We start from the raw sequence: 24000 nt of genomic DNA, 5'->3' as shown, positions 1-24000 counted from the left end.
TGGTCCGTTGCTGAGCGAATTCAATGCCAGAGTTACGCGTCACCACATATTGAGGACGAGGCGGGCCTCGTCGCTCATGCGTTCCGGCGTCCATGCCGGCTCCCAGATCACCTTGACGTCGACCACGCCGACGCCGGGGACGCTGGCGACCGCGTTCTCGACCATGGTCGGTAGCTCGCCGGCGGCCGGGCAGTTCGGCGTCGTCAGCGTCATCTGGACGTCGACGGAACGGTCGTCCTTGATCTCGACCTTGTAGATCAGGCCGAGCTCATAGATGTCGGCCGGGATTTCCGGGTCGAACACGGTTTTGAGGCCAGCGATGATCTCGGTGGTGAGACGCTCGGTCTCCTCCGGCGGCAACGCCGACTGGGTCTCCATCGGATTGGCTTTGACTTCGGCCGTGTCACTCATGCGAACAAATCCCGCGCCTTCAACAGCGCCTGTGCCAGATGATCGACTTCTTCCCGCGTATTATACATGCCGAACGACGCCCGGCAGGTGGCGGTTACATTGAACCGCTCTAAAAGCGGCATCACGCAATGGGTGCCGGCGCGCACGGCGATGCCCTGGCGGTCGATCACAGTGGCAACGTCGTGGGCGTGGGCGCCCTTGAGCTCGAAGGAGATCACCGGGCCCTTGCCCCGGGCGGTGCCGATCAGCCGCAGCGAGTTGATCTCGCGCAGCCGGTCCTGGGCATAGGTGGTGAGATCGTGCTCGTGGGCGGCGATGCGCTCCTTGCCGATCGAATTGACGTAGTCGATGGCCGCGCCAAGGCCCACGGCCTCGACGATCGCGGGCGTGCCGGCCTCGAACTTGTGAGGGGGATCGCCATAGGTGACGATGTCGCGCGAGACCTCGCGGATCATCTCGCCGCCGCCGTTATAGGGACGCATCGCGACGAGGTGGTCGTACTTGGCCCAGAGGATGCCGATGCCGGTCGGCCCGTAGACCTTGTGGCCGGTAAAGACGTAGAAATCGCAGCCGAGATCCTGGACGTCGACAGGCAGATGCACCGCCCCCTGGCTGCCGTCGACCAGCACGGGAATGCCGCGCGCATGCGCGATCTTCACAACGTCCTTGATCGGGACAATGGTGCCGAGCGCGTTCGACATCTGCGTGATCGCGACCAGCTTGGTCTTCGCGGTCAGCAGCTTCTCGAACTCGTCGATGAGGAAGTTACCCTCGTCGTCGACCGGCGCCCACTTGATCACGGCGCCATGGCGTTCCCTGAGGAAATGCCACGGCACGATGTTGGAGTGGTGCTCCATGATCGAGATCACGATCTCGTCGCCCTCTTTGATGTTCGGTTCGCCCCAGGACGACGCGACGAGGTTGATCGCCTCCGTCGCGTTGCGGGTGAAGATGACCTCTTCGGTCCGCGGCGCGTTGATGAACTGCGCAACCTTGCTGCGACCGCCCTCATAGGCCTCGGTGGCGGCATTGGCGAGGTAATGCAGGCCGCGATGCACGTTGGCGTATTCGGATGTATAGGCCTGCGTCATGCGGTCGAGCACGGCGCTCGGCTTCTGCGCCGAGGCGGCGTTGTCGAGATAGACCAGCGGCTTGCCGTAGACCTGCATGGCGAGCGCCGGAAAATCCTGGCGCACGCGTGCGACGTCGTAGGCACCGTTCTTGACTGCGGGATGCGTGCTCATTGGCGCCGCTCCAGCCAGAGCTCGGCGATGCCGATCACGTGCTCGCGCAAACCGTCATCGGCGATCTGCTCGATCGCTTCGCCCACGAAAGCCTGGATCAGCAACGCCTGGGCCTGCTTCTCCGGGAGGCCACGCGCCTTCAGGTAGAACAGCAGGCTGTCGTCGAGCGCGCCGGCAGTGGCGCCGTGGCCGCAGGAGACGTCATCGGCGAAGATCTCGAGCTCCGGCTTGTTGTCGGCCTCGGCTTCGTCCGAAAGCAGCAGCGCGCGGGTCATCATCTTGCCGTCGGTCTTCTGCGCGTCGGGACGGACGATGATGCGGCCCTGGAACACCGAATGGGCGCGATCGTCGATCACCGCGCGGAAGACCTCGCGGCTGACGCAGTTCGGCACGGCATGATCGACCACCAGCGTGGTGTCGCCGTGCTCGGTCTTCTGGAGCAGGTTCACGCCGTTGACGGAGAGATCGCTGCCCTCGCCTGCCAGCGTGATGAAGCCCTGCAGGCGGCTGACCGCAGCACCGGTGGTCATGTTGAAGAAGTTGAGTTTCGTGTTCGCGCCGACCGTGACGAACTGCGAGGTCACGTTCACCGCGTCGGGCGCATCGTCCAACAGGCGGATATGCGCGACGTCGGCATTGTTGCCGACCGAGAGGATGACGGCGTCGTTGACCTGGTAGGCCTTGGCACCGGCCGCCACAAAGCTCTCGATGATGGTGGCGCGAGCGCCGTTCCCGACCGCGATCCGCGAACGGCTGAAAGCCGACGCGGACGAAGCGGTCGCGATGTGGATGATCTGGATCGGCGCGGACAGCTGCGCACCGTCGGCGATCGACAACACGACGCCGTCGGTTGCCAGCGCCGCATTCAGCGCGATCACGGCATCGGTGGCCGCGGTCTTCAGGAGACCTGCGTCCTTCTCCAGCGCTTCCCGCAGCGTCTTGAGGCCCGCCTCAGAGGCAAGCGCCTTGACGTCGGAGAGATCGGCCGCGAACACGCCGTCGACCAGCACCAGCTTGCGAGCACCCGCAATCGCATGCGCCTTGACGGCATCCGCAGCGCGCTTCAACGCGGCCGCATCAGGGCTAGTCGCAAGCGGCAGCACCTCGCCGACCAGCGCACGCAGGTCGGTATATTTCCATTCCTCGATCCGGCGATGCGGCAGGCCGAGACGCTCATAGGTCTCGAACGCCTCGCGGCGTACCGCGATCACAGAAGGCGGACCCGGCAGGCGGCCTTCGGCGCTGGCGAAGAGATCGCTCACCGCACGGCCGTTTCCGGTCTTTGCCACAGCAACGTTCATCCTAAAATTCCTTACGCGGCATCCTCGAACTGGGCGTAGCCGGACGCTTCCAGCTCCAGCGCCAAGTCCTTGCCGCCGCTCTTCACGACACGGCCCTTCGACATCACGTGCACGACGTCGGGCACGATGTAGTTCAGCAGCCGCTGATAATGGGTGATGACGACCATCGCGCGCTTGGGCGAGCGCAGCGCGTTGACGCCGTCGGCCGCAATGCGCAGCGCGTCGATGTCGAGGCCGGAATCCATCTCGTCGAGGATGCACAGGCTCGGCTCGAACAACGCCATCTGCAGCACCTCGTTGCGCTTTTTCTCACCGCCGGAGAAGCCGACATTGACGCCGCGCTTGAGCATGTCCTGCGGGATGTTCAGCGACTTCGAGACCTCGCGGACCTTCCTCAGGAAGTCCGGGGTCGAATATTCGCTCTCGCCGCGCGCCTTGCGCTGCGCGTTCAGTGCGGTGCGCAGGAAGGTCATGGTGGCGACGCCGGGAATCTCGACCGGATACTGGAACGCCAGGAACACGCCCTTCGCGGCGCGCTCGTTGGGATCCATCTCCAGCAGGTCCTCGCCCTTGAACAGGATCTGGCCGTCGGTAACCTCGTAGCCGGGCTTGCCGGCGATGACGTGGGAGAGCGTCGATTTGCCGGAGCCGTTCGGCCCCATGATCGCGTGAACCTCGCCCTCGTTCACGGTCAGCGTCAGCCCGTGGAGGATCTCACGCTCCTCGACACGAACCTTCAAATCCTTCACTTCAAGCAAAGCCATCTTGGTGTCCAGTCTATTCAAATGATGCATGGAGCGCCGTAGCGCACCGCGAGGGTCGGCGATTAGCCGACCGACCCTTCAAGCGAGATCGAGATCAGCTTCTGCGCTTCCACCGCGAATTCCATCGGCAGCTGCTGAAGCACGTCCTTGACGAAACCGTTGACGACGAGGCCGACGGCTTCTTCCTGGGTGAGGCCGCGCTGGATGCAATAGAACAGCACGTCCTCGGAGATCTTCGAGGTCGTCGCCTCGTGCTCGAACGTCGCCGAGGAGTTTTTGGCCTCGATATACGGCACGGTGTGCGCGCCGCATTTGTCACCGATCAACAGGGAATCGCACGCCGTGAAGTTGCGCGCGCCGGTCGCTTTCCGGTGCGCGGTGACGAGCCCGCGATAGGTGTTCTGCGACTTGCCGGCGGCGATGCCCTTCGAGATGATCCGGCTCGACGTGTTCTTGCCGAGGTGGATCATCTTGGTGCCCGAATCGACCTGCTGGAAACCGTTCGAGATCGCGATCGAGTAAAACTCACCGCTGGAATTGTCGCCACGCAGGATGCAGCTCGGGTACTTCCAGGTGATGGCGGAGCCGGTCTCGACCTGGGTCCAGGAAATCTTGGACCGATCGCCACGGCAGTCGCCACGCTTGGTGACGAAATTGTAGATGCCGCCCTTGCCTTCCGAATTGCCGGGATACCAGTTCTGCACCGTCGAGTATTTGATCTCGGCATCATCGTGCGCAACGAGCTCGACCACGGCGGCGTGCAGCTGGTTCTCGTCGCGCTGCGGCGCGGTGCAGCCTTCGAGATAGGAGACGTAGGAGCCCTTGTCGGCGATGATCAGCGTGCGCTCAAACTGGCCGGTGTTGCGCTCGTTGATGCGGAAATAGGTCGACAGCTCCATCGGGCAGCGCACGCCCGGCGGCACATAGACGAACGAGCCGTCGGAGAACACCGCCGAGTTCAGTGTCGCGTAGAAATTGTCCGAGGTCGGAACCACCGAGCCGAGATATTTCTGTACCAGCTCGGGATGCTCGCGGATCGCCTCCGAGATCGGCATGAAGATCACGCCGGCCTTCTTCAACTCCGCCTTGAAGGTCGTCGCAACCGAGACCGAATCGAAGACCGCGTCGACCGCGATCTTGCGCCGGGCCGGATCCTGATCGCCGGGCTTCGGCTCGACGCCCTCGAGCATCGCGACTTCCCGCAGGGGAATGCCGAGCTTCTCGTAGGTCTTCAGAATTTCGGGGTCGATCTCGTCGAGCGAGGTGACCGTCTTCTTCGGCTTCGGCGCCGCGTAATAATAGAGGTCCTGGAAGTCGATCTTGGGATAGTCGACGCGCGCCCAGGTCGGCTCGGTCATGGTCAGCCAGCGCCGATAGGCCTCGAGCCGCCACTGGAGCATCCAGGCGGGTTCGTTCTTCTTCTCGGAGATGAACTTGACGGTCTCTTCCGACAGTCCCTTGGGGGCCTTGTCGGACTCGATCAGGGTCTCAAACCCATAACGATACTGATCGACGTCGATGCGCTTCACGCGCTCGACCGTCTCTTGCACGGCTGGCATTCTATCCTCCGCTCGCGGTTTCAAGGACCGCGGTGGATCACAAACTTGGACGAGTATTACGATGTTTTTCGGCAGAAAGCACGCGCTTAGAACCGTTCAAGCCGTGTTTCGTCGCTTAGGCTCTAAGTAGGGTATTACCAAGCTTTCGCCAAGCCTCTAACGCCCTGTTGATGTCATCTGGTTCCGTGGACCAGCCCAGACTGAGACGCACCGCTCCCTGGGAGACGGTGGCATCATACCCCATCGCCGACAGCACGTGAGACGACTGCACCTTGCCTGATGAACAGGCCGAGCCCGAGGACACAGCCACGCCTTCGAGATCGAAGCCGATCACAGCGGTTTCGGCCTTCAGACCGGGGGCAGTGAAGAGGATGGTATTTGGCAACCGCTTGATGTCATCCGCGAAGACCATCGCCCCGGCAATCCCGCGGATACCATTTTCCAAGGAATCTCTGAGGGTTACCATCCGCTCCGCATCCTCCGGCAGAGCCTGAAGGGCCGCTCTCACCGCCGCCCCGAAGCCGGCGATGCCGGCGACATTCTCGGTTCCCGCGCGCCGGCTCAGCTCCTGTCCGCCGCCCCGCAGCACGGGTTCCAGTCCAGCGATCCCTTCCGCCAGGACCAGCGCGCCGACGCCCTTCGGGCCCCCGATCTTATGCGCGGAAAAGGTCGCAAGGTCTGCGTCCACAGCCTTGATATCGAACGGGATTTTTCCCAGCGCCTGGATCGCATCGACGTGCAGGAGCCCCCCCGCCGCGTGGACGATCCCGGCAGCCTCTGCGATCGGCTGAATTGCGCCGGTCTCGTTGTTCGCAGCCATGATGGAGACCAGCGCCGGTGGGCCGTCACCGAGCAAAGCCTGCAGACGGTCGAGGTCGATCACGCCGGCGCATGTGACCGGGATCTGGCTGACCTTCTCCGGTGGGAATCGGCCGCCCGACAGCACCGAGGCATGCTCGACGGCCGAGACCAACAGGCGCTCGACAGGACCGCCGGACGACCCCCGCAGACCGGGCGACAGCGCCAGCGCATTGGCTTCGGTTCCCGCTGAGGTGAAGACGACGTTCCGCGGCAATGCACCAACGGCCGCCGCGAGCGTGGCACGAGCTTCCTCAACCAGCCGGCGCGCCTCGCGCCCCTCGGCATGAACCGAGGACGGATTGCCGATCAGCTCCCAGGCAGCGAGCATCGCGGTCCGCGCTTCGGCGCGGAGCGGCGTGGTCGCATTCCAGTCGAGATAGATGCGGCTCGGCATGAGGTATCATGTTACTCCATGGATCAGGCTGGTGTGCCCGTCCTGGAGCCCGACATGGGCCCCCGTGGAGCACTTGGCAACTCGATTCCGAATCCCCACCGCTCAATGACGCCGCCATGACGCGCTAACATCTTGAGCCCATTGCCGGATGTTCAAGATGCTTGCTTTTTGACCCTCGCCTCATGTTAGAACGCCCGCGTCAGTTCACCGCGCGCCGCTCGCGCACCATCCGGCGCCGCTCCACTCTTCCATTCGCGGTTTGATCGGCACAGCAGTCGATGAAGTCCGCACAATCGGTTGATTGCTGAAGAGCGTCTTCAAGGGATCAATCAAGAGATCATCATGCCTGAAGTCATTTTCACCGGCCCTGCTGGCCGTCTCGAAGGCCGCTATCACCCGGCCAAGCAGAAGAACGCGCCGATCGCGATGATCCTGCATCCGCATCCGCAGTTTCACGGCACGATGAACCATCAGATCGTGTACCAGTGCTACTACGCCTTCGCGCATCGCGGCTTCTCGGTGCTGCGCTTCAACTTCCGCGGCGTCGGCCGCAGCCAGGGCTCGTTCGACCACGGCACCGGCGAATTGTCGGATGCGGCCGCAGCCCTCGACTGGGCGCAGACCATCAATCCCGAAGCGCGCGCCTGCTGGGTCGCCGGCTTCTCGTTCGGCGCCTGGATCGGCATGCAGCTTTTGATGCGCCGTCCCGAGGTCGAGGGCTTCATCTCGATCGCGCCGCCGGCCAATCTCTACGACTTCTCGTTCCTGGCGCCCTGCCCGTCGTCGGGCCTGATCGTGCATGGCGAAAAGGATGCGGTGGTGCCGCCCAAGGACGTCAACACGCTGGTCGAGAAGCTGAAGACGCAGAAGGGCATCGTGATCGACCAGCAGGTCATCCCCGGCGCCAACCACTTCTTCGACGCCAAGCTCGAGCCGCTGATGGAAACCATCACGGCCTATCTCGACATGCGCCTCGCCAACGTGCGCTAAGCCCTCAAATGGGCTCCTTCGTCGCCTTGCTGCGTGCCGTCAATGTCGGCGGCACCGGCAAGCTGCCGATGAGCGAGCTCAAGGCCATGTGCGAGGAGCTCGGCTTCGCCGCCGTACGCACCTATATTGCGAGCGGCAACGTCGTCTTCACGAGCCGCAAGTCGGAAGCTGCAATCAAGACCGCCCTCGAAAAGCGCCTGCACGCCTACGCCGGCGCGCCGGTCGGGGTGCTCGTGCGTAGCGCCGCCGAGATGACGCAAGTCTCGGCCGACAATCCCTTTCCAAAGGCTGCGCCCAATCGCACCGTCGCGATCTTCCTCGACAGGGCGCCACCTGAAGACGCGCTTACCAGCATCCGCGGCCAGAACAGCGAAGAGCTCCGCCTCGGCCGCCGCGAGATTTACGTGCACTATGGCGACGGCATGGGGACATCGAAGCTCGTCATCCCCGCCGCCAAGACCGGCACCGCGCGCAACATGAATACCGTCGCAACGCTCGCGAAGATGGCCGCGGAGATCTAGGCCAGCTTGAGCGCGGCGATCCCCATCAGCACGAGCGCGATGCCGGCAAGCTTCATCGCACTCAAGGTCTCGCCGAACAGCACCACGCCCAACAGGAAGGTGCCGGCCGCGCCGATGCCGGTCCACACCGAATAGGCGACGCCGACCTCCAGCACCTGCAAAGCGCGCCCGAGCAGGAAAACGAAGGCGGCGAGCAGCACCAGCGAGGCGATGCTCCAGCCTGCCCGCGTGTAGCCTTCCGCATATTTCATCGAGATCGCCCAGCCGACATCAAGCACCGGCGATCACCAGCATCAGCCAGGCCATGGATTGCGACATTGGCGTGCGCTCAGGCCGCAAGCTTCAGCAGATGCGCGTCGTGGCGCACCAGGAAGGCACGCAGCAATTGCGGATAGTCCGCGCCGACCGCGGTGCGCACGCTCGGACGTTTCGCAAGCTCCGCGCGCCATGCGCGGACCTTCGGCAGATCGCTGAAGATGCCGTGCTCGGTCAATTCGTCGAACAGGTCGAAATAGCGGAAGATCGGGGCGAAGACCGCATCCACGAGGCTGAACGCATCGCCTGCGAAGTAAGGCCCTGCGCCGAGCGCGGCCTCCACGCGCGCGAATTTCGCCGCAACCGCCTGGCGCTTGCTTTCGAACGTCGCCGGATCGGTCGTGGTCTCCAGACCCCAGAGGTCACCGAGGATCGCCGAGCCGAACTCCATCCAGGCGCGATGCTCGGCGCGCTTCAACGCATCCGCCGGATGCAGCTTGAGGCCCGCCTGCGTCTCCTCGATGTATTCGCAGATCACGTTGCTCTCGAACAGCGCGACCTCGCCCTTCTCCGTCGTCACCACCAAGACCGGCACCTTGCCGAGCGGCGAGAGTTTCAGAAACCAGTCGGGCTTGTTGGCGAGATCGATGTCGATCCGCTCGAACGGCACGCCCTTCTCGTTGAGCGCGATCACGGCGCGCTGCACATACGGGCAAAGCTTGTGGCTGATGAGTTTCAGTGAAGCGGTCATGGCAATGATCCCGGCGGTTTGATGCAACTGCATCCAATATAGATGCAATTGCATTCACTCGTCAAGATCAATGCATTTGCATCAACTGACCTTGGATCTTAAGGCCCGGACCTCAGGGCCGTGCCATCACGCCGCCCGTCATCGGCATCGGCACCCCCGTCGTGGCCGGGTAGGACAGCGGCAGCCCCTTGAGGCCGCGGGCGGCCAGGAAGCCGAAGGCCTGCGCCTCGATGGCGTCGGAGGCCCAGCCGAGCGTCTCGGCGGCCTCGACCGTGGCCGACCCTACCCGCTCCCGCAGCATCCGCAGCATGGTGAGGTTGCGGGCGCCGCCGCCGCAGACGATCCAGCTCCGCGGCCGGCGCGGCAGGAGCGAGATGATCCGGGCGATCGCCGCCGCAGTGAAGGCGGTCAGCGTCGCGGCGCCGTCGGCCGGCGGGACGTCGCCGAGCTTCAGCGCGGCAAAGTCGTTGCGGTCGAGCGATTTCGGCGGCGGAGCCGCGAAGAACGGCAGTTCCAGGGCCCGCGCGATCCAGGCTTCGTCCGCCTTGCCGAGCGCTGCGAACTTTCCTTCCGCATCGAAGGCCTGGTTCATGGTGCGGTACATGAAATCGTCGAGCAGCGCGTTGCCCGGTCCGGTGTCGCAGGCGATCAGCGTGTCGTTGCCGTCGATATAGGTGATGTTGGAGACGCCGCCGATATTGACGACGACGATCGGCCCTTCGCGCTCCAGCGAATGGACGAGCGCCCGGTGGTAGACCGGCACGAACGGCGCGCCCTGCCCGCCGGCCTCGACGTCGGCGGCACGGAAGTCGTGCATCACGGGGATATGGATCGCCCTGGCGAGCGCCGGCGCATCGCCGATCTGGACCGTCAGCCGCTTCTCGGGGCGATGCAGCACCGTCTGGCCGTGGAAGCCGACGATGTCGATGTCCTCCGGCTTCATCCGGTTCTGGGCGATGAAGGCGGCCACAGCCTCGGCATGGGCCAGCGTCACCGCGCGCTCGGCCTCGGCCAGAACGCCCGGGCGGGCGTCGCGTCGCGGCAGGTGCACGGCCTCGCTCAGCGCCTGGCGCAGCAGATTGCGCTCCGCCGGGCTGTAGGCCCGGTAGCCGGACGGCCCGAACGCCTTCACTTGCTTTCCGTCGGTTTCGATCAGCGCGACGTCCACCCCGTCCAGCGAGGTGCCGCTCATCAAACCGAGTGCCGTCAACATCATGGATCAGCGTCCTCAAGAGACCCCCTCCGGCATGCCGATCTTGTGCCAGAGGGACACATCTTATAATGCCACAGGCAAAGTGGCGGGTGGCAATCAAGTTCCCACGGGAGACCCTTAAATTGCACCCGAAACAGTAAACCAAGAATTGTCAGGCTCGCCGACAGATGACTGCATTTAAATCGGATTTCCTCAACACCCTGCAGGAACGTGGTTTCATCCATCAGTGCTCCGATTTCGAGGGGCTGGACGCGCTCGCCGCCAAGGGCGAAGCGACCACCTATGTCGGCTACGATTGCACCGCCCGCTCGCTGCACATCGGCAACTACCTGACCATGATGATGCTGCACTGGCTCCAGCAGTCCGGCAACAAGCCGATCACGCTGATGGGCGGCGGCACCACCATGGTCGGCGATCCCTCCGGCAAGGACGAGACCCGCGCGATGCGCACGGTCGCCGAGATCGAGGCCAACAAGGAATCGATCCGCGGCGTGTTCGCAAAGGTGCTGCGCTACGGCGACGGCAAGAGCGACGCCGTCATGCTCGACAATGCGGAGTGGCTGACAAAACTCAACTGGATCGAGATGCTGCGTGACGTCGGCCGGCATTTCTCGGTCAACCGCATGCTGACCATGGACTCCGTGCGGCTGCGCCTCGAGCGCGAGCAGGAGATGAGCTTCATCGAGTTCAACTACATGGTCTGCCAGGCCTACGACTTCGTCGAGCTCGCCAAGCGCACCGGTTGCAAATTGCAGATGGGCGGCTCGGACCAGTGGGGCAACATCATCATGGGCGTCGATCTCGGCCGCCGCATGGGCACCCACCAGCTGTTCGCGCTGACGACGCCGCTGCTGACGACCGCATCCGGCGCCAAGATGGGCAAGACCGCGCAGGGCGCGGTCTGGCTGAACGCCGACCAGTTCTCGCCGTATGATTTCTGGCAATACTGGCGCAACACCGAGGACGCCGACGTCGGCAAATTCCTGAAGCTGTTCACGACGCTGCCGATGAGCGAGATCAGGAAGCTCGAGGCGCTCGGCGGCTCGGAGATCAACGAGGCCAAGAAGGTGCTTGCGACCGAGGCGACCGCGCTCTTGCATGGACGCGACGCCGCAAACCAGGCGGCTGAAACCGCGCGCCGCACCTTCGAGGAAGGCGCACTGGCCGAAAGCCTGCCGACGGTGGAAATTCCGCGCGGCGAGCTGGACGCCGGCCTCGGCGTGCTCAACGCCTTCGTCAAGGCAGGCCTGGTTGCCTCCAATGGCGAGGCACGGCGCCAGATCAAGGGCGGCGGCCTGCGCGTCAACGACGAGTCCGTCAGCGACGAGAAGATGGCGCTGTCTGCTGCCAATCTGACGCCTGAGGGCGTGATCAAGCTGTCCTTCGGCAAGAAGAAGCACGTCCTCATCCGGCCTGCATAGGCTTATGAGCTTTTGATGCTTGTCAGGGCGCGCCGAAGCGCGCTCCCTGACCGGCAATGGATCAAAACACGCCCAGGGAAACTTCGAGGGAACAAGCCGTACGCACGCAGCGAGATGCGGTGCGCACCGCACTCATCGTGCTCGGACTGTGCTTCACGCTCGCCGTCCTCGGCCGCGGCCTCAGCGAGAGCTTCACTGTCTTCCTCAAGCCGATCTCCGAAAACTTTGGCTGGGACCGTGCGCAGGTCGTCTCGATCTACTCACTGACCTGGTTGATCAGCGGGCTGACCGCGCCACTGGTCGGGCGCCTGTTCGACCATTCCGGACCGCGCATCGTCTACGCACTCGGGCTTTTCCTGCTCGGCTCGGCCTTCCTGATCGCGGCGCACGCGCAGGCGCTCTGGCAATTTCAGCTCTCGATCGGCCTCTGCGTCGGCATTGGCGTCGCCTTCATCGGCATTGTGCCGAACTCGATCCTGCTCGGCCGCTGGTTCGGGCCACGGCTGCCGACCGCGATGGCGGTGGTCTATTCGGCAATGGGTGGCGGCGTGCTAGCGCTGCTCCCGACTTCGCAGCTCTTGATCGATCATCTCGGCTGGCGTGAAGCCTATCAGGTATACGGCTTCGCCGCGCTCGGCCTGCTCGTGCCGCTGCTGCTTCTGCCTTGGCGCATGTTCGCGCTCGGCTCGCCGCGTGTCAGCAAGAAGACCGATCCTGATTTCATCGACAACGGCTGGACGCTTGCGAGCGCGATGCGCCACCACGCTTTCTGGGCGCTGTTCTCGACCTTCTTCTTCACCGCGGTCGGCATGTATTCGATCGCCGCGCAGATCGTGGCCTACCTCATCGACGCCGGCTTTCCGCCGCTCCAGGCCGCGACCGCCTGGGGTTTTTCGGGCGTGGTGCTGGTGTTCGGCATGCTCGGCGTGTCCGCGCTCGACGGGCTGATCGGGCGCCGGCCCTCGGTGCTGCTCAGCTACGCGATCTCGATCATCGGCATCGTCCTGCTCTGGCTCTTGCAGTATTATCCGAACATCATCCTGCTCACCGGCTTCGTCGTCTGTTTCGGCAGCATGATGGGCTCGCGCGGCCCGCTGATCACAGCGACCGCCATGAAGATTTTTCGCGGCAAGCGCGTCGGCACGATCTTCGGCACCATCTCGATCGGCAGCGGATTGGGTTCGGCGTTCGGCTCATGGAGCGGCGGCCTCATCCACGACTTCACGCACGGCTACAATCTCCTGCTCGTCTTCGCACTTGCGAGCGTGATCCTCGGAATGATTCCATTTCTGATTGTCCCTGCCTTGCGGGAGTAGGTCTCCCCGACGTAACCTGCACCCCTCCGCGTCACCGGGAAATTACGGGCGACACACGCTGCACCGCGTGCGAAACCGTCGGGCGCAACCGGAGTTAAGGGACGAACTGCGATATTTTGTCCACATGACAAAAATGTCAGCGCCGAATTGACCCCGGGTGGCTTGCGAGGCCGAACTGAATACGGTCCAAGTCGCCCATTGGATGGAGGGCACAAACCAATGAACTTTCCCTATCTCACTCGCTTTGAACCGGTTCTCCTGAGCCTGTTCCGCTTCATCACCGGCCTGCTGCTGCTTCAATTCGGCGTGGCCAAGCTTTTCAAGTTTCCGCCTTTGCCGATGTTCGCGAAAGTCGAACTGATGTCGCTTTACGGCGCGGCCGGCACGCTTGAACTGGTGCTTGGCGCACTGTTGATCCTCGGCCTGTTCACCCGCCTCGCCGCTTTCATCCTCTCCGGTGAAATGGCCTTCGCCTACTTCATGGGGCATATGCTCAAGGGCGAGACGCCGGTGCTCCTGCCGCTGCTCAACAACGGCACGCTCGCCATCCTGTTCTGCTTCGCCTGCCTCTATCTCTCGGCGGCCGGCGGCGGCCCGATCAGCGTCGATGCGGCGCTGGGCAACGAACGCGCCTCGACCGGCGGCGCATTTGCGCGACGCTGACGCGCGCAATTGACGCTCAAGTCACGGATGGCACCGGCAGCTTTGCCGGTGTCATCTACCGCGAGCCCAGCACGTTCCAGATCAGGACGAGGGCCGCGACGAGCAGCGCGGACATGATGAGGCGGTGAACGAATCGGTTCATTGCCGCTCCCGCCAGGCTCGATGACCACCAAAGTCCAGGATCGATCTTCTCCAGCATACGCGCTGACGTGCGCCGACGCATGTCGCTTTGCCTGCACGGTTGCGCATCAGGCTGCGAACGGTCACGCGGGCGGCCGGCGGCCGCATGCCTATGTTCATGATTGGTAAGAACTTCATGCTACCGATGCGAGCAATAACAACCATTTAGTAGAGGCTGCGATGAAGCTGCTGAGCCATCTGAAGATCCGCACCAAGCTTACCAGCATGGTCTGTCTTGCGGCTCTCACAGTCACAGCCATCATCGCGGTATCGGCCTTCCTCAGCAAGAGCCGCATGATGGAGGACCGGGTCCAGCAGATGAAGACCGCGGTCGACATGCTCTACAATCTCGCCCAGTCGGTCCAGGACGACGTCACCGCCGGCAAGCTGACGCAGGCCGAGGCCAAGGCCCAGTTCCACATGCGCGGACGGCGCATGACCTTCAACGGCAACCAGGGCTATCCGGTCGTCTACAACGCCGACACGTCCCTCCTCGTCAACGGCGCCAACCAGCAGCTCGAAGGCAAGATCACCGGCGCGATTGACGCCAACGGCGTCCTCATTGCCGACGCGATCCTCAAGGCCGGCGAACAGAATGGCGGCGGCGTGGCCTCCTATCTCTATCCCCGCCCCGGCCAGACCGAAGCGGTGCGCAAGACCGTGTTCGCGCGCAAGTTCGCGCCCTGGAACGCGACGATCAGCTATGGCCTCTATGTCGACGACATCGACGCCGATGTGCGCGCGCTGACGCTCGAGCTTGCCGCGGTCGGCTTCGGCCTGATGCTGCTGATGGCGACGCTGTCGTGGCTGATCGCCCGCGACGTGCTCGGCGCGCTCGATCGCCAGAAGACCCGCATGCAGGAGATTGCCGACGGTGCCATCGACAAGCCGGTCGAGGAGACCGGCCGCGGTGACGAGATCGGCCGCATGGCCGAGACCCTCGAAATGCTCAGGCAGACCGCTTTGACGGCGCGCACGCTGGAGTCCGAACAGGTCGCCGCCAAGAGCCGCAGCGAGCAGGAGAAGCGTGACGCGCTGATCTCGCTCGCCGACCGCTTCGATGCCTCGGTCGGCCAGCTCGTCGGCCTGATGGCCTCGGGCTCCGGCGAGCTCGAGACCACCGCCAAGTCGATGTCGTCCACGGCCGAGGGCACCAACCGCCGCGCCGCCGTGGTCGGCTCGGCCGCCACCGAAGCCAGCCAGCGCGTCCAGACGGTCGCGGCTGCCGCCGAGGAGCTCTCCTCCTCCATCACCGAGATCAGCCGCCAGGTCGCGCAATCCGCCGAAGTGACCGGCCGCGCCGTGGACAGCGCACGCCGCACCGACACCATCGTCCGTGCGCTCTCAGACGGCGCCCAGCAGATCGAGCACGTCGCCGAGCTGATCTCCAGCATCGCGGCGCAGACCAATCTGCTCGCGCTCAATGCCACCATCGAGGCCGCGCGCGCCGGTGAAGCCGGCCGCGGCTTTGCCGTCGTCGCCTCCGAGGTGAAGTCGCTGGCGAGCCAGACCGCGGAAGCCACCCGCGAGATCGGCGACAAGATCGCCCAGATCCAGGGCGCGACCAAGGAGGCCGTGGACGCCATCGGTGGCATCACCGCCACCATCGAGGAAGTCAGCCGCATCGCCACCTCGATCGGCGCGGCCATCGAGGAGCAAGGTGCCGCCACCGCCGAGATCGCCCGCAGCGTCTCGCAGACCGCGGAGGCGACCAAGGAAGTCACCACCAATATCGGCGGCGTCAGCACCGCAGCGAACGAGACCGGCAATGCCGCCGGCATGGTGCTCGCAGCCGCCTCGAACCTCTCCAAGCAGGCCGAACAGCTCTCCGGCGAAGTCGGGACGTTCCTCGCGGGCGTCCGCGCGGCTTAAGCCGCGCAACGCTACGCTGGTTCTAAACGCGACGAAGCATCGGCGAATCGATGCATCGATCGAACCGACACGCGATCGCACGAACGCGATCACGACGCATTTTTCTGGACACGTCGCCGCAGGCATCGGCGTCTTCCCTGCATATGCGTGTCCATGGCTGCGCAGATTGCGCCGCGTCTGAACACGCCGTGCCCTGCGTTCAGGAATGGTAAGGACTTCCTGATACGGCTGCGCGAGAACTAGCATTTTGCAACCGTTCGCGAGGCCGTTATGACGCTGCTCAGTCACCTGAAAATCCGCACCAAGCTTGCCAGCATGGTCTGTCTTGCGGCGCTCACCGTGACTGCCCTCATCGTCGCGTCAGCCTATCTCAGCAAGACGCGCATGCTCGAAGATCGCGCGCGCCAGATGCAGACGGCAGTCGATCTGCTGCACGGCTTCGCGCAATCGCTCCAGGACGAGGTCGCCGCCGGCAAGATGACGCTCGCCGATGCGCAAGACCAGTTCAAGCTGCGCGGCCGGCGAATGAAGTTCAACGGCGGCCAAGGCTATCCCGTCGTCTATACCGCCGATTCAACAGTGATGATGAATGGCGGCGCGCCTCAGCTCGAGGGCAAGAACAACGGCATCAAGGATGCCAATGGCATCGTGATCGGCGATGCCACGGTGGCCGCAGGCAAGCAGACACCGGAAGGCAGTATCCTGTCCTATTTGTTCCCGCGTCCGGGCGAGACGGTTCCGGTTCGCAAACTGGTGTTCGCCCGCCAGTTCGCCCCCTGGAACGTCGCAATTGCCTACGGTCTCTATGTCGACGACATCGACGCCGACGTGCGCGCGCTGACGCTGGAGCTCGCCGCAATCGGCGTTGGCCTGATGCTGCTGATGGCGACGCTGTCCTGGTTGATCGCGCGCGACGTGCTCGGCGCGCTCAACCGCCAGAAGACCCGCATGCAGGAGATTTCCGAAGGCGCTATCGACAGGCCGGTCGAGGAGACCGATCGCGGCGACGAGATCGGCCGCATGGCCGAGACGCTCGAAGTGCTCAGGCAGACCGCTTTGACGGCGCGCACGCTGGAGGCCGAGCAGGTTGCCGCCAAGACCCGCAATGAGCAGGAGAAACGCGACGCCCTGATCTCGCTCGCCGACCGCTTCGATGCCTCGGTCGGCCAGCTCGTCGGCCTGATGGCCTCGGGCTCCGGCGAGCTCGAGACCACCGCCAAGTCGATGTCGTCCACGGCCGAGGGCACCAACCGCCGCGCCGCCGTGGTCGGCTCGGCCGCCACCGAAGCCAGCCAGCGCGTCCAGACGGTCGCGGCTGCCGCCGAGGAGCTCTCCTCCTCCATCACCGAGATCAGCCGCCAGGTCGCGCAATCCGCCGAAGTGACCGGCCGCGCCGTGGACAGCGCACGCCGCACCGACACCATCGTCCGTGCGCTCTCAGACGGCGCCCAGCAGATCGAGCACGTCGCCGAGCTGATCTCCAGCATCGCGGCGCAGACCAATCTGCTCGCGCTCAATGCCACCATCGAGGCCGCGCGCGCCGGTGAAGCCGGCCGCGGCTTTGCCGTCGTCGCCTCCGAGGTGAAGTCGCTGGCGAGCCAGACCGCGGAAGCCACCCGCGAGATCGGCGACAAGATCGCCCAGATCCAGGGCGCGACCAAGGAGGCCGTGGACGCCATCGGTGGCATCACCGCCACCATCGAGGAAGTCAGCCGCATCGCCACCTCGATCGGCGCGGCCATCGAGGAGCAAGGTGCCGCCACCGCCGAGATCGCCCGCAGCGTCTCGCAGACCGCTGAGGCGACCAAGGAAGTCACCACCAATATCGGCGGTGTCAGCACCGCAGCGAACGAGACCGGCAACGCCGCCGGCATGGTCCTCGCTGCGGCCAGCAATCTCTCCAAGCAGGCCGAGCAGCTCTCCGGCGAGGTCGGCACCTTCCTGGCAGGCGTGCGCGCGGCCTAAGCTTCCCGACGCCAATCCCTCCACATGCGTCATGGCCGGGCTTGTCCCGGCCATCCACGTTTTTATAGCCGCTCTGCACGAAGAACGTGGATGCCCGGGACAAGCCCGGGCATGACGAGCACCTGCGAATTTTAGTGGGTTATCGCCGCGCGAGGGTGCAGCCGCTCGAGAGCTGGCGCGTCGATCCGGTCGAGCCGTCGTTCGACTGCGAAGGGAATTCCTCGAACGGCGTGTTCTGTTTGCCGGTGTTGAATTCGAAGATCTTGCGGAACACACCCGGCACCATGGCCGAAACCGGATTGACGCGCATCACCGGCGCGGCCGGCGTGCCGACGACCTCGTAGGTCACGCCGATCAGGCCTTCCTTGTCGCCACCGCCCAGGAACAACCCGAGCACCGGAATCTGTCCGAACATGTTGTTCAAGCCGTACATCGGCACGAAGGTGCCGCTCATGCAGACCTGGTTGCCGGGATAGTCGATCGAGCCCTCGATGGTGGCGCCGATCATCGGGCCCTTGACGACGCCATCGCGGATCGTCAGCGCGCCGTTCTGGCGCGTGAACTCGGCGCGCAGCGCGCTGAAGGAGACGCCGTTCCCGGTGCCGTTGGGCGCGCCGGCGGCAACGCGTTCGAGCTGCGCCTCGCCCTTCACCGTGAAGTCGCGGACGTTGATGAGGCCCTCGCGCGTCGTGTTCGGCTCCGACGTCGGCGGCTCCATCGCCACCACCATCTGGCCGCCGATCGCCTTGGTGTAGGTGTCGGTGAAGCGCAGCAACGCGCCGGCATCGTTGGTCTGGAGGTAGATCACCTCGCGATTGCCCTGGGCGCGGCCGCCGCGCAAATCGGCTGCCACCGGCGTGTCGCGGCCGATCTTGCCGTTCAGCGTGAAGGCTTTGACGGTGCCGTTGCGCCGCGACATCTTGCCGTCGACGCTGCGCATCGCCTCGCCGTTGAAGCCCGCGACGGCACCGAGCTTCACGTCGATGTCGAAATCGACGTTCTTCATCTTGTTCTTGGCGTCGTCCTTGGAATTGCCCGAGATCGCCGACTTCAGGAAACCGCGGCCGTCGAACACATCCCCGCGCATCGTGCCCCGCACCACCCCGTCCTGGCCACGCTCCACCTTCAACGAGGCCTTGTCGCCGTCGGACGGAGCGTAGGTCGGGAAGTTCGCGTTCATGAGGTCGCCGTTCGGATCGACCTCGAGCGAGCCCTTGATCGAGGCGCCGCCGCCTTCGACGACGATGTCCTCCAGACGCGTTGATTGCGCCGTCGGCACCACCTTGAAGCTGGCCTTGGCCGACTTGCCCGGCAGCTTGACCCAGCCGGGCAGGATGTTGTCGAGCTTGACCGAGGTCAGGTCCGCCTCGACACCGAGCTTCGTCGTCTGGTCGGGACCTCCGGCGATCTTGCCCGACAGCTTGATCGGCAGCGATCCGCTCACGGCAGGGCTGAGGTCGAATCCGAGACGCGCGCGGCTCGCATCGTCGAGCGTGGCCTGCAATTTGACGTCAGCGTCGCCCTCGGTCGGCTTGCGGTAGTCCAGCGAAGCCGCCTGCCCGTTGATCTTGACGTCGCCCTTGACCTGATAGCCCTGGTTGTTGGCTGATACCTTGAGGTTGTTGGCCTCCAGCTTCTGGTTCATCACCAGCTTGTCGGCGGCAAAGCCGTTGAGGTCGGCGCTGACGGCGTAGCTGGTGTCGCCCTTGGTCAGCGCGCCCTTGACCGGCAAGCCGAGCTGGATGTTCGCCGAGAACGTTCCCTTGCTGGTGTTGGGATCGACGAACGTCGCCGACAGATCGCTGAGCCGATCATTGGAGAGGATTTCGGCGGCGGCCGCCACGGGGCCGTCGGCGCGGAACCTGGTCCGCGATGGCGACGGCTTGGGCGCCATATCCGGCACCTCGAAGACGAAGTCGGAGATCGTGACCTTGCGGCCCGCCGGCGTATCGGCAATGCCCTGCCCGATATTCACGGTCGCGGTGCGCCCGGTCACACGCGCCTTCAAATCGGCATCGTGCACCACCGGCATGCCATCCACGGGGCGGACCGCGACGCCACTCGCGACGATGTTGACCGACAGGCCGTCGTCGGGAATGGGCGGGCCCTTGCGCGGGAGGTTCTTCGTCGGCGAATTGACGCCGATCTCGATGCGCTGGAGCGTGCCGCGCTCGATCCGCTCGATCACCCATTCGCGCAACTCGGGAACGACGAGCGTCGGCCACATCCGCTTGAGCGCGGAGGCCGACATCGGCGTTCCCGCAAAGCCCAGCGTCAGCCGCGGCTCGCCCGAATAGTCGATGGCGCCGGTGCCGGCGACGCCGATCTCGCCATTGCTGATATCGGCTTGCGTCAGCAGCATGCGCTTGTGGTCGGTGTCGAAGCGGAAGCCGATCGCGATGCGGTTGAAGACCAGCGGGGGCTCGTTGTCGATGCCGCCCAGCAGGATCGAGCCGCCGCTGAAGCCAAGCTGCCAGTCGTTGATGGTGCCGTTGGGCGGCTCGAGATGGGCCAGAAGCGTCAGGCGGTTCGCGCCCGAGAGAATCTTGAACGGAGCGACCAATACCCGCCGGTTCGAATCCCACTCGACGTTGATCTCGGCCGAGTCGATCGCCATCGGATAGTCAGGCGTGTCGGTGTCGATGATGTTGCCCGCACCGACCGCGATCTTGCCGCGGAAGAAGGTCGGCACGCCGTCGCGGCCGAGCTCGCCCTTGAGCTCGCCGGTCAGCGGCAGGTCGGCGGTGTAGGTGAAGTCCTTCACCCGGAGCGCCAGCAGGATGTTGGCGGTGGAAAGCTTATCGGCGCGGATGTCGACCGAACGCACACCATTCTCGGCAGGGCCGATCGTGGCGCGCAGCGACCACGGGCGCGCGCCCTCCTCGCCTAGGCTGAGCGCGACGCCGCCATGGCTCGGCCGGCGCAGGCTGAGCGTGATGTTCTCAAAGCTCCATTTGCTGCCGCGCTGCTGATCGTCGACGATCAGATTGCCGTTCTTCAGACCGATCTCGTTGAGGTTCTGGCCGTCGAGGCCGGTCATGCTCAGACTGTCGAGCCAGTCGAGGCCCTGAAGAATGCCGCTCGGGGCAGCGGCCTGGGGAGCAGCCTGCGATGCGTCCGGGCTTGCAGGTCCGGTGGCGAATGGCGGCGGCGGGACACCGTTGCGCGGGAATGTCGGCGGCAGGCCCGCTTCCTTCTTGGATGCGACGCCGGTTGCCAGCGGCTTGGCGGTGTCGCCGGCGGACACGGTGACGGTGCCGTCGGGCGCAATGCGGATCGCCAGCTCGGCATCGACGAGGTTGAGGCTTTCCGCGCGCAGGTGCCCCATCAGGAGACCCGCCCCCGACAGCTTCACTTCGGCCTTCGGCGCGGTGGCGACGATGGCGTGATCATGGTCGCGGACGACGATGTCGCGGATGCGCACGGCGATGCGGATCCGCCCGGCCCGCTCGATCTGGGTGCCGCCGACCTCCACAGTGTTGCCGTGGCCGATATTGTCCTCGATGGCAGCAGCGAGCCAGGGTGTCGCGATGTCGAGATTGATGGGACCCGCACCAAGCCGCCACCACAGCGCGCCGAAACAGCCGATGAAAATGACGGCAAGGGCTCCGACCACGATGGCCAGCCGCTTCAGCCAGCGATCAGCCGCCAGCCAGCGGCGCATTGACGCAAACCCGTCACCGAAACGATGGAAGCCTGAATTGGAACGCGACAACAGCCGGCGCGCCCGATAGCCCGCCGCTGCTTCCTGATCCGGATCCCAGTCGGCGTCGTCCCATTCCTGCGGCTGCTGTTGACCGCCGCGCCGATCGAAATCCCGATTGTAATCCTGGGGCGACGTATTCCTTGCCATTGCCTCTCGATACAGGCGCCCATCGTAGGATTGAGCACCGCCGGGACCGCAGCCGTCCGCGGGAAGCGAAGCTCCCCGCGCCGGCATTGCCGCCATACCTCGAATGTTCCTGCTGTTCGTCATTTCGCCCCGGGCGCGCGTTCAACGAGCAGTGGGGTGGTGCGTGGAATTCCTTGTAACCATACCCCGGCGTCGCCAGACTTGCCCAGACGAGGGCGATTCCGGCACACCGGACGAGAGCTGCAATACCGCTTTGGTTGACCCGCCGAAAGCGACGAAAGGAAGGCGTATGTCCAAGAAATCCCGAAAGAAATCGTCCAAAACGCCCTCCGGCATCGCAACAGCTAAAAAGAAGACCCCGACCAAGCGGGCAACGACTCAAACAAAGTCCGCGAAAACACAGCGGACGCAGGCGAGCAAATCAACCAGGACCGTAGCAAAAGCAGGATCACATAAGGCCGCGTCGAAACAGTTAAATTCCTCCAAATCGGCCTCCGCGCCCGCGAAGGCGAAGCCGGCCCTGACCGAAGGCCAGAGGGCGCCCGCCTTCCGGCTGCCCCGCGACGGCGGCGATGTGGTCTCGCTCGCCGACTATGCCGGTCGGAAGCTCGTCCTGTTCTTCTATCCCCGCGCCGACACGCCCGGCTGCACCCGGGAGGCGATCGATTTCACGCGGCTGGCGGACGCTTTCAGCGCTGCCGGCACGGCCCTGCTCGGCATCTCCGCCGATCCGTTAAGGGCCCAGGAGAAGTTCCGCGACAAGCACAGCCTCGGCATGCCCCTCATCTCGGATGAGAAACACGAGATGCTGGAGGCGTACGGCGCCTGGGGCGAAAAATCTATGTATGGCAAGAGCTTCCTCGGAGTTCTTCGCACCACGATACTGCTTGGTGCCGACGGCAAGGTAGCCAGGGTCTGGCGCAATGTCCGCGTCGACGGCCACGCCGACGAGGTGCTGGAAGCGGCAAGAGGCCTTTAACCAATCCGTTAAATTCGAGTGGTTCCGTTTCCGGAAAATTAACCATGACCGGCCCAGATTGCTGCGGCAATTAGGCCGTACGGACTCATCCGACCGGCGCGGGAGTGCCGATGTCGAAAAGTTCTGCCCAATATTCGCAGTACCCCCAACATCACGCGCACGACCACGGACGGCCCCTCCATCGCCGTCCTGCCGCCGCCGTGGCTGCAGCCGCGATCCCCCTTCCCTCGACCGACGACGCCTACACCATCGTGCACCACGGCAAGCAGGTCCGCCTCGGACCTGTGGTGTTCTGGATCGTGGTCGGCACCGTCGTGCTGCTCGGACTCTGGTCGGCCGCGACCGCGACCTATTTCGCCTTCCGCGACGACGTCCTGACCCGGCTGATCGCACGTCAGGCCGAGATGCAGTACGCCTACGAGGATCGCATCGCCGAGCTCCGTGCCAAGGTCGACCGCACCACCAGCCGGCAGCTGCTCGACCAGGAACAGTTCGACCAGAAGCTCGACCAGATCATGAAGCGCCAGACGGCGCTGGAGTCCCGCGCCACGGCGCTCGGGGCCATGCCCGACGTGACCGGATCAATCCCCCGCACGGCCCCGCAGCGCGGTGATTCGAGCCAGGGCGCGACGCAGGGCACGCCGAAGCCGTCGCCGATCAGCGACACCGTGATCTTCGTGGCACCGCCCGATCGCGAAGCACGGCTTGAGTCGCGTGCGCTGACCGTCGCGGCACCGCCGACCAGCCAATTCGCCAAGAACCAGGGTTTCGACAACGTCCTGGTCCGGCTCACGACCTCGCTTGACCAGGTCGAGCGTCGCCAGATGGCGACGCTCAGCGCCGTCGAGGAAGGCATGGATTCACGCATGCGCCGGATGCGCGGTGTCGTCAGCGACCTCGGCCTCAATCTCGCCAGCCTCGAAGCCGCCGTGCCGCGCTCCGCGATGGGCGGTCCTTTCGTGCCCGTCAAGCTGACGGCCAATGCCGGGCCGTTTGAGAAACAGCTCAACCGCATCAATGTTACCCGCGCCGAGATGGATCGGCTCAATCGCACGCTGGCGCTGGTACCCTACCGCAAGCCCGTCATCGGCGAGGTCGAATTCACCTCCGGCTTCGGCGTGCGCAGCGATCCGTTCCTCGGCCGGCCCGCGATGCATACCGGTCTCGATTTCCGCGCCGCGACCGGCGATCCCGCCCGCGTCACCGCCAACGGCAAGGTGGTCTCGGCCGGCTGGTCCGGCGGTTACGGCCGCATGGTCGAAGTCGATCACGGCAACGGGCTGTCGACCCGCTACGGCCATCTCTCCGAGATCAACGTCAAGGTCGGCGAGATCGTGAAGCTCGGCCAGGTCATCGGCCTCGTCGGCTCGACCGGCCGTTCCACCGGCCCGCACCTCCATTACGAAACCCGCATCGACGGCGAAGCGGTCGATCCGCAGAAGTTCTTGCGCGCCGGCGTGCGGCTCAGCGCGGGCTAAGCCCGCACC

General features: G+C 64.7%; 19 protein-coding genes and 1 pseudogene. 9 read left to right on the top strand and 11 right to left on the bottom strand.

From position 1 onward, the window contains the following. Positions 1-39: 39 nt before the first annotated feature. The 6 genes from AC0L3X_RS03645 to AC0L3X_RS03620 form a co-directional block, all read right to left on the bottom strand. The gene (locus AC0L3X_RS03645) at positions 40-411 is read right to left on the bottom strand and encodes an SUF system Fe-S cluster assembly protein (RefSeq protein WP_354095341.1); all 372 of its coding nucleotides are present in this window, start codon (positions 409-411) and stop codon (positions 40-42) included. Beyond that, the gene (locus AC0L3X_RS03640) at positions 408-1655 is read right to left on the bottom strand and encodes a cysteine desulfurase (protein ID WP_354095340.1); all 1248 of its coding nucleotides are present in this window, start codon (positions 1653-1655) and stop codon (positions 408-410) included. The genes AC0L3X_RS03645 and AC0L3X_RS03640 overlap by 4 nt, the downstream gene beginning before the upstream one ends. Beyond that, the gene (sufD, locus tag AC0L3X_RS03635) at positions 1652-2956 is read right to left on the bottom strand and encodes a Fe-S cluster assembly protein SufD (protein ID WP_354131278.1); all 1305 of its coding nucleotides are present in this window, start codon (positions 2954-2956) and stop codon (positions 1652-1654) included. Before sufD ends, AC0L3X_RS03640 begins: the two co-directional genes overlap by 4 nt. An 11-nt stretch (positions 2957-2967) precedes the next feature. Then, positions 2968-3720 (bottom strand): Fe-S cluster assembly ATPase SufC, encoded by a 753-nt coding sequence (gene sufC, locus AC0L3X_RS03630; RefSeq protein ID WP_028161255.1) that lies wholly within the window; start codon positions 3718-3720, stop codon positions 2968-2970. Between the two features lie 62 nt (positions 3721-3782). Continuing rightward, positions 3783-5279 carry a Fe-S cluster assembly protein SufB gene (sufB, locus tag AC0L3X_RS03625; RefSeq protein ID WP_208071631.1) on the bottom strand — a complete coding sequence of 499 codons (1497 nt, stop codon included), beginning with the start codon at positions 5277-5279 and terminating at the stop codon, positions 3783-3785. 115 nt (positions 5280-5394) lie between these two features. Further along, positions 5395-6534, bottom strand: a complete 1140-nt coding sequence (locus tag AC0L3X_RS03620; protein WP_354131277.1) for a cysteine desulfurase family protein — start codon at positions 6532-6534, stop codon at positions 5395-5397. 342 nt (positions 6535-6876) lie between these two features. Between AC0L3X_RS03620 and AC0L3X_RS03615 the strand changes: the two genes are divergently transcribed. Beyond that, entirely contained in the window at positions 6877-7524 is a 648-nt protein-coding gene (locus AC0L3X_RS03615; RefSeq protein ID WP_014495555.1) for an alpha/beta hydrolase, read from the top strand. Between the two features lie 8 nt (positions 7525-7532). Next, positions 7533-8045: a DUF1697 domain-containing protein gene (locus AC0L3X_RS03610; protein WP_354095337.1), complete on the top strand. Its 513-nt coding sequence runs from the start codon at positions 7533-7535 to the stop codon at positions 8043-8045. Here the strand turns inward: AC0L3X_RS03610 and AC0L3X_RS03605 are convergent. From AC0L3X_RS03605 to AC0L3X_RS03595, 3 genes and pseudogenes are all read right to left on the bottom strand, one after another. Then, positions 8042-8363: pseudogene (locus AC0L3X_RS03605) on the bottom strand (DMT family transporter). The gene AC0L3X_RS03610 and the pseudogene AC0L3X_RS03605 sit on opposite strands and share 4 nt — an antisense overlap. Positions 8364-8373: 10 nt before the next feature. Further along, entirely contained in the window at positions 8374-9051 is a 678-nt protein-coding gene (locus AC0L3X_RS03600) for a glutathione S-transferase family protein (RefSeq protein WP_354131276.1), read from the bottom strand. Positions 9052-9163: 112 nt separating this feature from the next. Further along, positions 9164-10267, bottom strand: a complete 1104-nt coding sequence (locus AC0L3X_RS03595) for an anhydro-N-acetylmuramic acid kinase (RefSeq protein ID WP_014495558.1) — start codon at positions 10265-10267, stop codon at positions 9164-9166. Between the two features lie 164 nt (positions 10268-10431). Here AC0L3X_RS03595 and tyrS point away from each other — a divergent pair, with 164 nt between their 5' ends. The 3 genes from tyrS (at position 10432) to AC0L3X_RS03580 (ending at position 13664) form a co-directional block, all read left to right on the top strand. Beyond that, a complete protein-coding gene (gene tyrS, locus AC0L3X_RS03590; RefSeq protein WP_063983526.1) occupies positions 10432-11685 on the top strand; it encodes a tyrosine--tRNA ligase in 1254 nt (417 codons plus the stop codon). Between the two features lie 56 nt (positions 11686-11741). Further along, on the top strand, positions 11742-13001 hold the full coding sequence (locus AC0L3X_RS03585; RefSeq protein WP_208086615.1) for an MFS transporter: 1260 nt from the start codon (positions 11742-11744) through the stop codon (positions 12999-13001). A 219-nt stretch (positions 13002-13220) separates the two neighbouring features. Beyond that, the gene (locus tag AC0L3X_RS03580; RefSeq protein WP_354131275.1) at positions 13221-13664 is read left to right on the top strand and encodes a DoxX family protein; all 444 of its coding nucleotides are present in this window, start codon (positions 13221-13223) and stop codon (positions 13662-13664) included. A 55-nt stretch (positions 13665-13719) separates the two neighbouring features. Here AC0L3X_RS03580 and AC0L3X_RS03575 read toward each other — a convergent pair whose 3' ends face one another. After that, positions 13720-13863, bottom strand: coding sequence for a hypothetical protein (locus tag AC0L3X_RS03575; RefSeq protein WP_166341029.1), 144 nt, complete (start codon positions 13861-13863; stop codon positions 13720-13722). Between the two features lie 161 nt (positions 13864-14024). Between AC0L3X_RS03575 and AC0L3X_RS03570 the strand changes: the two genes are divergently transcribed. Together AC0L3X_RS03570 and AC0L3X_RS03565 are read left to right on the top strand one after the other, a co-directional pair. After that, positions 14025-15716 carry a methyl-accepting chemotaxis protein gene (locus AC0L3X_RS03570; RefSeq protein WP_085401071.1) on the top strand — a complete coding sequence of 564 codons (1692 nt, stop codon included), beginning with the start codon at positions 14025-14027 and terminating at the stop codon, positions 15714-15716. A 270-nt stretch (positions 15717-15986) separates the two neighbouring features. Next, positions 15987-17681, top strand: a complete 1695-nt coding sequence (locus tag AC0L3X_RS03565) for a methyl-accepting chemotaxis protein (protein ID WP_231144950.1) — start codon at positions 15987-15989, stop codon at positions 17679-17681. Between the two features lie 139 nt (positions 17682-17820). Here AC0L3X_RS03565 and AC0L3X_RS03560 read toward each other — a convergent pair whose 3' ends face one another. Beyond that, positions 17821-21621: a YhdP family protein gene (locus tag AC0L3X_RS03560; RefSeq protein WP_354131363.1), complete on the bottom strand. Its 3801-nt coding sequence runs from the start codon at positions 21619-21621 to the stop codon at positions 17821-17823. 202 nt (positions 21622-21823) lie between these two features. Between AC0L3X_RS03560 and AC0L3X_RS03555 the strand changes: the two genes are divergently transcribed. Both AC0L3X_RS03555 and AC0L3X_RS03550 read left to right on the top strand, forming a co-directional pair. Further along, positions 21824-22513 (top strand): peroxiredoxin, encoded by a 690-nt coding sequence (locus tag AC0L3X_RS03555; protein WP_084795150.1) that lies wholly within the window; start codon positions 21824-21826, stop codon positions 22511-22513. A 110-nt stretch (positions 22514-22623) separates the two neighbouring features. Next, complete coding sequence (locus tag AC0L3X_RS03550) at positions 22624-23991, top strand: M23 family metallopeptidase (RefSeq protein WP_187387717.1); 1368 nt, start codon at positions 22624-22626, stop codon at positions 23989-23991. The last annotated feature ends 9 nt before the right edge of the window (positions 23992-24000 follow it).

The sequence above is a fragment of the Bradyrhizobium sp. MI1.7 genome, from assembly GCF_055811795.1.
The sequence above is the reverse complement of the archived record's forward strand: the minus strand, read 5'-3'. Positions and strand labels throughout refer to the sequence as shown.

Excerpts from the sequence above, each read along its gene's own strand:
- AC0L3X_RS03645 (WP_354095341.1), bottom strand. The coding sequence starts at position 411 with ATGAGTGACACGGCCGAAGTCAAAGCCAATCCGATGGAGACCCAGTCG.
- AC0L3X_RS03640 (WP_354095340.1), bottom strand. The coding sequence starts at position 1,655 with ATGAGCACGCATCCCGCAGTCAAGAACGGTGCCTACGACGTCGCACGC.
- sufD (WP_354131278.1), bottom strand. The coding sequence starts at position 2,956 with ATGAACGTTGCTGTGGCAAAGACCGGAAACGGCCGTGCGGTGAGCGAT.
- sufC (WP_028161255.1), bottom strand. The coding sequence starts at position 3,720 with ATGGCTTTGCTTGAAGTGAAGGATTTGAAGGTTCGTGTCGAGGAGCGT.
- sufB (WP_208071631.1), bottom strand. The coding sequence starts at position 5,279 with ATGCCAGCCGTGCAAGAGACGGTCGAGCGCGTGAAGCGCATCGACGTC.
- AC0L3X_RS03620 (WP_354131277.1), bottom strand. The coding sequence starts at position 6,534 with ATGCCGAGCCGCATCTATCTCGACTGGAATGCGACCACGCCGCTCCGC.
- AC0L3X_RS03615 (WP_014495555.1), top strand. The coding sequence starts at position 6,877 with ATGCCTGAAGTCATTTTCACCGGCCCTGCTGGCCGTCTCGAAGGCCGC.
- AC0L3X_RS03610 (WP_354095337.1), top strand. The coding sequence starts at position 7,533 with ATGGGCTCCTTCGTCGCCTTGCTGCGTGCCGTCAATGTCGGCGGCACC.
- AC0L3X_RS03600 (WP_354131276.1), bottom strand. The coding sequence starts at position 9,051 with ATGACCGCTTCACTGAAACTCATCAGCCACAAGCTTTGCCCGTATGTG.
- AC0L3X_RS03595 (WP_014495558.1), bottom strand. The coding sequence starts at position 10,267 with ATGATGTTGACGGCACTCGGTTTGATGAGCGGCACCTCGCTGGACGGG.
- tyrS (WP_063983526.1), top strand. The coding sequence starts at position 10,432 with ATGACTGCATTTAAATCGGATTTCCTCAACACCCTGCAGGAACGTGGT.
- AC0L3X_RS03585 (WP_208086615.1), top strand. The coding sequence starts at position 11,742 with ATGGATCAAAACACGCCCAGGGAAACTTCGAGGGAACAAGCCGTACGC.
- AC0L3X_RS03580 (WP_354131275.1), top strand. The coding sequence starts at position 13,221 with ATGAACTTTCCCTATCTCACTCGCTTTGAACCGGTTCTCCTGAGCCTG.
- AC0L3X_RS03575 (WP_166341029.1), bottom strand. The coding sequence starts at position 13,863 with ATGCTGGAGAAGATCGATCCTGGACTTTGGTGGTCATCGAGCCTGGCG.
- AC0L3X_RS03570 (WP_085401071.1), top strand. The coding sequence starts at position 14,025 with ATGAAGCTGCTGAGCCATCTGAAGATCCGCACCAAGCTTACCAGCATG.
- AC0L3X_RS03565 (WP_231144950.1), top strand. The coding sequence starts at position 15,987 with ATGACGCTGCTCAGTCACCTGAAAATCCGCACCAAGCTTGCCAGCATG.
- AC0L3X_RS03560 (WP_354131363.1), bottom strand. The coding sequence starts at position 21,621 with ATGCCGGCGCGGGGAGCTTCGCTTCCCGCGGACGGCTGCGGTCCCGGC.
- AC0L3X_RS03555 (WP_084795150.1), top strand. The coding sequence starts at position 21,824 with ATGTCCAAGAAATCCCGAAAGAAATCGTCCAAAACGCCCTCCGGCATC.
- AC0L3X_RS03550 (WP_187387717.1), top strand. The coding sequence starts at position 22,624 with ATGTCGAAAAGTTCTGCCCAATATTCGCAGTACCCCCAACATCACGCG.